Source organism: Roseibium sp., assembly GCF_025698965.1.
Classification (GTDB): Bacteria; Pseudomonadota; Alphaproteobacteria; order Rhizobiales; family Stappiaceae; genus Roseibium.
Genome location: NZ_JAILWL010000009.1, coordinates 26,306 through 35,073 on the forward strand (window position 1 = coordinate 26,306; position 8,768 = coordinate 35,073).

The 8,768-nt window shown below is 52.3% G+C and carries 10 protein-coding genes and 3 pseudogenes; 7 read left to right on the top strand and 6 right to left on the bottom strand.

What is annotated here, in order from left to right; genetic code table 11:
- Nucleotides 1–103: 103 nt before the first annotated feature.
- Genes K5905_RS01670 through K5905_RS01685 form a run of 4 tightly spaced genes read left to right on the top strand, consistent with a single transcriptional unit; the run spans nt 104 to nt 3,274 of the window.
- Complete coding sequence (locus K5905_RS01670; protein WP_297579529.1) at nt 104–730, top strand: GntR family transcriptional regulator; 627 nt, start codon at nt 104–106, stop codon at nt 728–730.
- 41 nt (nt 731–771) lie between these two features.
- Entirely contained in the window at nt 772–1,614 is an 843-nt protein-coding gene (locus K5905_RS31550) for a hypothetical protein (protein ID WP_367186875.1), read from the top strand.
- Nucleotides 1,611–2,507: an SMP-30/gluconolactonase/LRE family protein gene (locus K5905_RS01680; RefSeq protein ID WP_297579534.1), complete on the top strand. Its 897-nt coding sequence runs from the start codon at nt 1,611–1,613 to the stop codon at nt 2,505–2,507. Before K5905_RS31550 ends, K5905_RS01680 begins: the two co-directional genes overlap by 4 nt.
- A complete protein-coding gene (locus K5905_RS01685; RefSeq protein WP_297579537.1) occupies nt 2,504–3,274 on the top strand; it encodes an SDR family oxidoreductase in 771 nt (256 codons plus the stop codon). The genes K5905_RS01680 and K5905_RS01685 overlap by 4 nt, the downstream gene beginning before the upstream one ends.
- Nucleotides 3,275–3,533: 259 nt before the next feature.
- On the opposite strand, the gene K5905_RS01690 is transcribed toward K5905_RS01685, so the two are convergent.
- From K5905_RS01690 to K5905_RS01700, 5 genes and pseudogenes are all read right to left on the bottom strand, one after another.
- Nucleotides 3,534–4,337, bottom strand: coding sequence for a winged helix-turn-helix domain-containing protein (locus K5905_RS01690; protein ID WP_297579540.1), 804 nt, complete (start codon nt 4,335–4,337; stop codon nt 3,534–3,536).
- A gap of 296 nt (nt 4,338–4,633) precedes the next feature.
- The gene (locus K5905_RS01695) at nt 4,634–4,939 is read right to left on the bottom strand and encodes a hypothetical protein (RefSeq protein ID WP_297579542.1); all 306 of its coding nucleotides are present in this window, start codon (nt 4,937–4,939) and stop codon (nt 4,634–4,636) included.
- Nucleotides 4,936–5,487: pseudogene (locus K5905_RS31555) on the bottom strand (IS3 family transposase); the annotation flags it as partial. The gene K5905_RS01695 and the pseudogene K5905_RS31555, both read right to left, overlap by 4 nt.
- Nucleotides 5,487–5,690 (bottom strand): annotated as a pseudogene (locus tag K5905_RS31560) (IS3 family transposase); the annotation flags it as partial. The pseudogenes K5905_RS31560 and K5905_RS31555, both read right to left, overlap by 1 nt.
- A gap of 4 nt (nt 5,691–5,694) precedes the next feature.
- Nucleotides 5,695–6,045, bottom strand: coding sequence for a helix-turn-helix domain-containing protein (locus K5905_RS01700; RefSeq protein WP_297579545.1), 351 nt, complete (start codon nt 6,043–6,045; stop codon nt 5,695–5,697).
- Between the two features lie 275 nt (nt 6,046–6,320).
- Here K5905_RS01700 and K5905_RS01705 point away from each other — a divergent pair, with 275 nt between their 5' ends.
- Nucleotides 6,321–6,809 (top strand): hypothetical protein, encoded by a 489-nt coding sequence (locus K5905_RS01705; protein WP_297579548.1) that lies wholly within the window; start codon nt 6,321–6,323, stop codon nt 6,807–6,809.
- A gap of 147 nt (nt 6,810–6,956) precedes the next feature.
- Here the strand turns inward: K5905_RS01705 and K5905_RS01710 are convergent, their stop codons facing one another.
- A complete protein-coding gene (locus K5905_RS01710) occupies nt 6,957–7,775 on the bottom strand; it encodes a hypothetical protein (protein WP_297579551.1) in 819 nt (272 codons plus the stop codon).
- A 155-nt stretch (nt 7,776–7,930) separates the two neighbouring features.
- On the opposite strand from K5905_RS01710, the gene K5905_RS31565 reads away from it, so the two are divergent.
- Both K5905_RS31565 and K5905_RS01715 read left to right on the top strand, forming a co-directional pair.
- Complete coding sequence (locus tag K5905_RS31565; RefSeq protein ID WP_367186874.1) at nt 7,931–8,224, top strand: plasmid pRiA4b ORF-3 family protein; 294 nt, start codon at nt 7,931–7,933, stop codon at nt 8,222–8,224.
- 9 nt (nt 8,225–8,233) lie between these two features.
- Nucleotides 8,234–8,768, top strand: a pseudogene (locus tag K5905_RS01715) (IS6 family transposase); the annotation flags it as partial.

The following is an 8,768-nucleotide window of genomic DNA, read 5'->3' on the forward strand; positions in this document are numbered from 1 at the left end:
CTCTTGTCAAACTGATTAATCAGTGTGTTCATTATATTGACATGAGTGTGCAAAAGATCCAATATGCAAACGAAATTGCGCAAACCTCACGAGATGAAAATTGATGTTGGCCGAAAACGCGATCGCTGAATTCAAGGGCTGTCTGCTCACACAGGGCGTCAAACCAGGCAGTTTCCTCACGCTCAAGGAAATCTCGAGCTTGTTGGAAATCCCGCTTGGAAAGACACGGGAAGTAACTCAAAGATTAGCTCTGGAAGGGTTTGTTCAAATCCACCCGCAACGGGGGATTCAGGTCACTTCAATTACGGTTCAAACAATCCACGATGCTTTCCGGTTTCGGTCCATTATGGAGGAAGCCGCCGTCGCCCAGTTTGCGGTAAAAGGCCATATAGACAAAATCAATAATCTCATCGAAAAGACGGAAGCACTAAAATCTCTGGACACTGAAGCGCCCGATTTTCATGACAAGGTGGCCTCTGTAGACTGGGAGATGCATTTCTCATTTATTGAAAATGAATCCAATGTATTTCTTTCAAACGCCTACAAGCTCAACGCCACATATATCCGCTGGATAAGAGCCAACACCAAAATCCCACCGACCCGGGACCTAGATGTAATTGAAGAACATCTGGCGATTTTGAACGGTTGCCTTGCGCGCAATCCAGAGGCGGCAGTCACTGCAATACGCCTGCATCTGAAAAAGGCCTCGAAACAGGCGCTGGAAGGATGAGCAACCCGACATTTCAACCTGCAAAAGCTGAACGCGTCTTCATGGCATGCGGTAGTCTGCGGGCTGGCTTCAGCCACCGTGGCGCAGAACTCCGTCAGTTATTTTTTCATGGCAAGCCGGTTCTCTTTCATGGCAATTTCGATCCTTGGCCGCATCCGTCCGCTGTCTTGTTTCCTGTCATAGGCCAGCCTCCGTCCGACTGGAAAGTGCCCGCCCACGGATATGCTCGAAATGAGATATTCGATCTCGTTGACGCCAGCAGCGAAGAAGTCGTTTTCAGGCTCGAGCATGTCCCTCAGGGTTTCGGCAACCACCAGGTCCTCACCATCGAAATTTCCCATCGCCTGACCAACGAAATGCTGAAAACCGCCGTCGTCATCGAAAACACCGGTCACGCTGATGCACGCTTCGGTTTCGGGTTTCATCCTGTTTTTCAATTGCCGCGCAATGCACTTGCAAAAGCAGGCAACGTTACGCTGGAAACGATCGCGTGTTTGCCACAAGAGGCTGTTTTGATGCAGCAGATGAAGCAAACAGAAAAAACGATTCAGCTCATAGCGGAGGGAAATACGCTCGCTATTGAGCCCGAAAATTTCCAAAAAGGTGGGCTTCTGCTCAAGAACACCAGCTCTGAAGAACTCATTTTGAGAGCACATAGAATGCGGTGGCCCGTCGCTGTCCGGAGTGGGTCCGCCAGACACCTGGCGCTTTGGAGCCTACCGGGTATGGACATTTTCAGCGTGGAGCCCTGGGTAACGCTACCCGCAGGACGAAGCGGAGGATTCGAAACCGGTAAGCAGTTTCTTGAACTTCAAGCCGGTGCACGCCGGCGTTTCGAAATGGCCATCATTGTTTTGCCTGTCACCTCGGGAAGACCTTCGTGAGTTCTTTGGATTTAGAGCCTCCGAAGGTTGAGATCGCCGTTCAGACAGACAACACCCTTGGTGAATCTCCTGTATGGCACGAAGAAGAGCAGACGCTCTATTGGATAGACCTTCGCGCTCCGAGCATTCAGAGATACCGGCCAGCAAACGGAATGCATCAATCCTTTCGCCTTCAGCACCTGGTTGGTGCCGTCGTTCCCAGATCGTCCGGAGGCGTTATATCATGCATGGAAAACGGATTGCACGTCTTCCGGTTCGATGGTCAGGGCGCAAGACCGCTACCCGGTATTAATCTGCACATTCCACAAAACCACCGCATGAACGATGCCTGCTGCGATCGTTATGGGAACTTGTGGTGTTCCGTCATGAGAGATTTCGGCAAGTCGGCGACCGGTACTCTCTATCGGTTGTCCCCGGACGACAGTGTGATCCTCGTCAGGTCAGGTCTGACCGTTCCAAATGGCCTTTGTCACGATATCGTCTCCGATCATTTGTATTTTACCGACTCCCCAAGCGGTAAAATAGAATTCATCAAGGCTTCCGAACCGCTGCAACAACCGGTCGATTGGACCCCGTTCTGTGATCTTTCCAGTCTACCCGGTGTCCCAGACGGTGCGACTGTCGACCGCGAAGGTTTTCTCTGGAGTGCGGTTTTCGGAGCAGGGAAAGTGCTGCGCATCTCCCCAGACGGAGAAGTCGTTGGAGCTATACATCTCCCTGTTTCGCAACCGACATCCTGCACATTCGGAGGGTCAAACCTCCGAACCCTGTTTGTTACTACCGCAAGGCAGGGCCTTGCGCAGGAGCAGTTGAGAAATGAACCACTCGCAGGGAGTGTCCTAAAGATCGAGCTTCCTTACACCGGTCAACGCGAAGGGAAATTCGCCGCATGAATAGCAGCAAACCACTCAGCGGCAAAACCGCCTTGGTAACCGGATCTGCCAACCAGGGGATTGGACGCTCGATTGCCCTCGCCCTCGCCGAGGCAGGTGCGGATTTAACGATTCATAGCCGGGACGATATGGAGCAAGCCAGCGAATTGGCACGGGAAATCTCAAGATTTGGCGTATACGCTCATCCAGAAGTCCTCGATTTCGCTACCCCGAACGCAGCACGCGAGTTGGTTAGATCAACCATTTCTCATTTCGGAAAGATTGACATTCTTGTGAACAATGCTGGCTTCACAATTCGAAAGTCGATCATGGAATGTGATGATGCTGAATTCGAAGCTCTGCTGAACGTTAATCTTCAATGCTACTTCGCTGCCGCGCAAGAGGCTGCTAGAGACATGATCGGCAGACGGGCAGAAGGCCGCCTGATTTTCGTTTCCTCGGTCAACCAAGACATTGTAATGCCAGGCCAGGGTCTTTATTGCGCCACCAAGGGAGGTGTCCGCCAATTGGCAAAGGCAATGGCTCTAGAACTAGCTCCTCAAAAAATTACTTCAAATCTCATCGCTCCCGGGCTTGTGTTCAGCGATTTCAACAGTCAGGTAATGCGGAATGAGGATTTTTACCGTTTTGCAACGGCTGGAATTCCGATGGAAAGAGGTGCCTCGCCAGACGAAATCGCAGGGACTGCTGTTTACCTCGCACTGCCGTCATCTTCCTACGTAACCGGTGCATCGATTACGGTTGATGGCGGCAAAAGTTTGCCGTAGTTAATGACCAAGTTGGAGAACGTTAGGCTCCGGTCGGTGAGTACATATGTACCGCTTCATGTGGGGACTTATCGGTCCAGTAAGGTCATTTTGCGTAGTGTCGCCCAAAGGGCCTCAGAAACTTGAATCGGCGGCATGAATACAAACTCGGATACACCTTAGCTCAACTGCTAAGCTGTCTCGAATATCGGGACCACTTCAGCGCGCCGCGGCCGCTTTCATACCGACAGTGACACGCTCACTAATAGGTGACGTTCCCCTATGTGCCAACCACTGACAAGTATTGCTTCTTGCCCATGTTTTTCTCGCCCGCTAAGTCAAAAGCGCGAGTTGTTGATTGTGGCGCCTGTACCGGACGGCGCGAATCGCTGACTTGCTGCTTTGGAGTAGATCCGTCCTTGAGCATGTATCCAATATACCGGGTGGATTCGATTGCATCATAACCGAGCCGCTTCCGAAGTTTCTTGCGCAGCTTCGAAATATGACTTTCGACAACACACTCATCGACACCATCGTTCATCACGCCATAGACTGCGTTGAAGATCTGCGTTTTCGTTATCCGGCGTCCTTTGTTCTTCACCAGATATTCCAGAATGCGCCTTTCGCGACGTGGTAGCTCCATCACCTGTCCGTAGACTGTCGGGTCCCGCCCGTCAAAGAACACTTCAATTGCTCCGATTCCCGCTGAGCTGGTTCTGGAGGAAATGCGGCGTCTGAAGGCTCCGACTCGTGCAATTATCTCCCGGACGTGTACCGGCTTCCTCAAAACATCGTCCACTCCTGCGAAGAACAGCTGCAGCATGTTGTCGAGACTTGAAGCATCTTCCAATGCAAAAATCTGAGCCTCCGGACAGTGATTTCGGATAGGAGAGACAAATCCGCTCCGCTCCTCGCCTTCACCGAGCAAAATTGCTTCCACCGACCTCAAATCCTGCGCGCAGGTTACTTCCAGCCAGTCCTTCAGTTTCCCTGGATGCAATTTGAGTGACGTGTATCCTTCCCGCTCGAATGCCGAAGCATAGCCAGCGGTCACCATTTCTCTTGAATCTACTATAATAAACATGTCCGCCCCTTGGATTGTTCCAGTATTAATCCGTAGTTTTGCAGAGGCATAAGGTCAACATTTTCTCCCTGACCTAAGGTTTATTTTGAGTTTTAAGGTGTCGATAATTCGTATACCCACAATCCAATCTAAATAAAAAGCCATCAATATAGAGAGAAAAATCACGAAAAGTTATCTCAAAATATCAAATATCGCCATTTACTGCTGAAAATTCGATGTGTGCTCCATCATACATATGTATTAATCGCAAAACAAATTGGTATATGTGCACTTTTACTAAACAATCGAAACTTGGCTTATGAAGCGTCGGAGAGAGCCTGCTCCAGTTCGGCAAAGGGGACTGTCGGTTGGAGTTGATCTGCGCGCTGGCGCAGCGCCTCGTAAATCTTAGGCATAAATCGGCACACCGTTTCAAGTTGGTCGGCCCCGGCAGGCTGAAATCCTCCCATCATCCTGAGATCCCTACTGTCTTTGAATTGTGAGATCAGTCCCTTGATCCGGTGTATCAGTTCCCTCTGATCAACTGACCTGGCTCTGTTCGTGAGACGGGGGGATGTCGGTACCGGCTGACTTTGTCGCGTCCCGGTCGTGTTTTTCCTCATAGCAATTTGGGCTGACGTAGCCCAGAGCAGAATGTAACCTCTTTTTTTGTGTATGTTTTTTCAATGAAGCTTGGCAGGTGATCTGCTACGTCTTCAAAGGTCTCGTATTCAGTGGTGTAGACAGCTTCGGCTTTCAACGTCTTCATGAAGCTCGCTGCGTAGGGGTTGTCGTCGAGGTCGCCACGCGAGCTCATAGAGCCAACAAACCCATTCTCCTTCAGGATTCGCCTGTGTAAGCTGGCCGCATATTGAACGCCGCGATCGGAGTGAAACAGGCAGCCTGGCTGTGGTTTTCGCTTTTCGATTGCTGAATTGAGCGCAGCGGCTGTAAGTCGCAAATCTGTGCGTTTACCGAGTGCGTACCCAACAGCTTTTCGAGACCAGACATCCAAAATGACAACGAGGTAGCAGAACCCCGTTGCGATTGGGAGAGAGGTAATGTCCCCCGCCCAGAACTGGTTGGGGCCAAAAACCTCAAATCCCTTTGCCAGGTTCGGGTAGATCGGGCTGTCATTATTGCTGTCCGTCGTAACACATAACGGCGATTTTGTTTTGGATTTAAACCGTTCTCTCGCATGATACGCTGCACTTTCTTGGAATTGACAATCATACCGCGATGGCGAAGTTCAGCCGTCACGCGGCGATTGCCATAACCTTTGAACGTCGCGACGATGTCTTGGATCTCAGCAACTATAGGATCTTCTTCAGCTGTGGCCGCCCTTGTACAGAATGTGGAATGTGGCAACCCCATCAGTTCACATCCTCGCCGGACAGAGAGACCAGCGGCCCGGTAATGATCGATGAGCGTTCGCTTGTCTTCGATGCTGTGCGCATCCTTGCTGTTTTAAAAACTCAATCTCGAGAGCCTGACGGCCAACGAGCCGCTCCAATGCAGCAAATTGGGCTTCATATTCAGGAAACTGCTCAGCCTCTACAGTCTCGCTGTCAAATTTACCTTTCTCGTATTTTTCGATCCAGGTGTGGATCAAATGGCGGCAGATATCGCACTCTACGCTCAAAGCATTGAGCGCGGTTCCATTGACATACGCTTCAACAATCATGCGCTTGAACGGAATGCTGTGGCGGCGATGGCGTCTCTTGGTCATGGGATTTCCTTATCCGAAGGCCAAGACTGGGGAAAATCAAAAACTCACATCGTCCAGCCCAAGGGGCGCACTCCAAAAAACCCCTGCGCCCCAGCGGACGGATGGCGTCCGTCGTTTTCTCGGGCGAAAGCGAATTCCAATAGGGAACCGTCACACGCACGCGCCTCCTTTTGTCCTGAAAAAAGTGATGGAAGTGCCCGGCCCCGCTCGACTTTTCCGTGCAGGTTTGCTGAGATGAAACTCTTCCCGTTCACCCTCAGCCCGCGGAGAACCTAGTGGTCAACTTTCAGGATACTATTCAAGAGCACGGTGAAGCTATCGGCCTCAGCCTGCGCCACACCAGCACCGCCATGGATCTCGCGGCCGAGCTTCAGAGCCTTGCCTCCCGATCGAAGCATGCAGGCGATATGGAGCTTAATCACCTTGTCGCGGCCTTGAAGAGCGAGATTACCAACGCGAACCGCGCGAACATAGCAATCCAGAAGACGCTGTCCAAGATCGAGAAAGCTGCTCTTGAGGCAGTGGTAGTAAAGAGCAAACTTGATCGCTATGCGCTCTGGCAAACGCCGGCCGGCGCGTCGGTGTATCGCCTTAAAGCAGATCGTGCCGAGGGCGATCCCATGCATTACGTATGTCCAGTATGTTATCAGAATGCGAAGATAAGCATTCTTCAAGGTAGCCAGATGAAGAAAGATTGCATGGTGTGCGACAAGAGCTCGTGCACCTACAGGTTCGAATACTCCAGATCGGTTGACCGTGCCTAGATTAGCCGACGGTTGAGCAAATAGTCTCATTCCACACCTCCGAATCCACTGCAGAGCCGCTCGCGTTTTCCGCATGGGCCTGCTGATGTGCGAACTCCTTCGTTCCTCCTCAATCCCGGGAGACCCTTTTGAAGAAAATTCCGGACCTCATACCGCAACACAGAGACACCGACACCGGGCCTCAAGGCCGCAAGTCCATTCAACACGCACACGCAGCTTCGCGGTCACGCGGCGCTTGGTATTCACGTGCCCTACAAGTCGAACACTGGAAAAATCCGGGAGAACTGAAATTTGAAAACTTTGAGATTCCTGATCACGGGACGTGAAGTCGTTCCCTATGAAGTTGTAGCCAGGCGGAGTGGAAACAAATTCACCATGACCTGCGATTGCACGGCGGCAGCCAACGGCCAGCATTGCAAACACAGAATAAACCTTCTGGTAGGCGACCTCACAAACCTTTGGAGCAACAACGCACGGGACGTTGAAAAGCTTGCTGAAATGGTTCGAGGTACAGACACGGAAAAAGCTCTTGTCGACCTGATGCGCGCCGAAACAACATTCGAAGAGGCGAAAAGAGACCTTGCCAGCCGCAAAAAGGCCTTTGCACGCCAAATGGCCACTTAGCCCGGTCATTCCGCACCGCCAGCCCCAGCACCGGACCCGCCCCGGACACCAGTCCGGGGCACCGTGAACGGCCGGAAAATGCTGTTTCAGCCGGGCAAAATCGTTCAGGATTTCCAGCACCTGCGGCCCAGCCTCGGCAGTGAATTCGTCATCATCGACCAGGTCGGTAAGGTGATGGCAGATCACCACCAGCTCAAGCTGTTTCGTCGTCATGCCCCGGTCCGGCTCCGACGACTGCACAAACGCCCCGCCCGCCAAATCGCACAACGCCGACAGCAGCGACAGCACTTCGCCACGCACCTTGCAGTCAAGCGTCAGATCCGCCAGCACATCCACGGGCATAAACTTGTCCGTATGCCTGTTGTCGCCCGTATTGGTGTAATCGGAAAACGTGTTACGCCCGACCTGAGTCACCGAGGCCGCACTATCTCGCCCGCCGCGCAATTCGACTGTGCGGGGCAGTTGTATCTTGGGTTTGATGGTGGCAGTGATATCGAGTGTCTTCCGCCCCCGTAATCCGCCAGTTGAAAATTCGCCTTTTGGGGATCAGCCCGATGATCTGGCGGCGTGTGCTTGTGCCATCTTTTACGACATTGCGAGAACTGCACGGCGTTCTACAGGTGACCATGGGGTGGGAAGGCATTCATTTGTTCCTCTTCGATACCTACTCGGTGCGGTATGGCTCGTTTGAATTACGTGCCGCGAACCCGGACGTGTCATTACAGGAATTCGGATTTCGAGAGAATGAACGGCGCTGTCACATTGATTGTTTGGCAAGGTTTAATGGTTAGTTGGATTGCATGAGCAGGACTGCACCGACTTGCAAGAACCACCGTTATCCGATCGATATCGTGTCCCGTGCTGTCTGGCTCTATTTCCGCTTCAATCTTAGCCTGCGCGAAATCGAGGAAATGTTGCTCGAACGAGGTATCGTTGTTTCCTACGAGACGATCCGACGATGGTGCCGGAAACACGGTTGCGAATATGTGCGTCGACTGCGCCGCAAGGTGCCTGGAAAGGGAGATTTCTGGCTCCTGGATGAAGTTGCGGTTCGCCTCAACGGTCGGCAAGCTGGTTGTGGCGGGCCGTCGATCAGGCCGGCTACGTCCTTCACGAGATTGTGCAGACGCGCTGCAATGCCAAGGCCGCCAGGCGATTGCTGATCCGGCTTCTGAAGAAGCAGGGCTTGCCGCCAAAGCGCATGATCACCGAAAAGTTGCGCTCCTATGGTGCAGCCAAACGCCAGATCATGCCGACCTTCGAACACCGCTCTCACAAGGGCTTGAACAATCGGGCGGAAAATTCTCACCTGCCATTTCGAAAGCGGGAACGCAC

Coding starts and splice junctions, on each gene's coding strand:
- K5905_RS01670 (WP_297579529.1), top strand. CDS start 104: ATGTTGGCCGAAAACGCGATCGCTGAATTCAAGGGCTGTCTGCTCACA.
- K5905_RS31550 (WP_367186875.1), top strand. CDS start 772: ATGGCATGCGGTAGTCTGCGGGCTGGCTTCAGCCACCGTGGCGCAGAA.
- K5905_RS01685 (WP_297579537.1), top strand. CDS start 2,504: ATGAATAGCAGCAAACCACTCAGCGGCAAAACCGCCTTGGTAACCGGA.
- K5905_RS01690 (WP_297579540.1), bottom strand. CDS start 4,337: ATGTTTATTATAGTAGATTCAAGAGAAATGGTGACCGCTGGCTATGCT.
- K5905_RS01695 (WP_297579542.1), bottom strand. CDS start 4,939: ATGAGGAAAAACACGACCGGGACGCGACAAAGTCAGCCGGTACCGACA.
- K5905_RS01700 (WP_297579545.1), bottom strand. CDS start 6,045: ATGACCAAGAGACGCCATCGCCGCCACAGCATTCCGTTCAAGCGCATG.
- K5905_RS01710 (WP_297579551.1), bottom strand. CDS start 7,775: ATGCCCGTGGATGTGCTGGCGGATCTGACGCTTGACTGCAAGGTGCGT.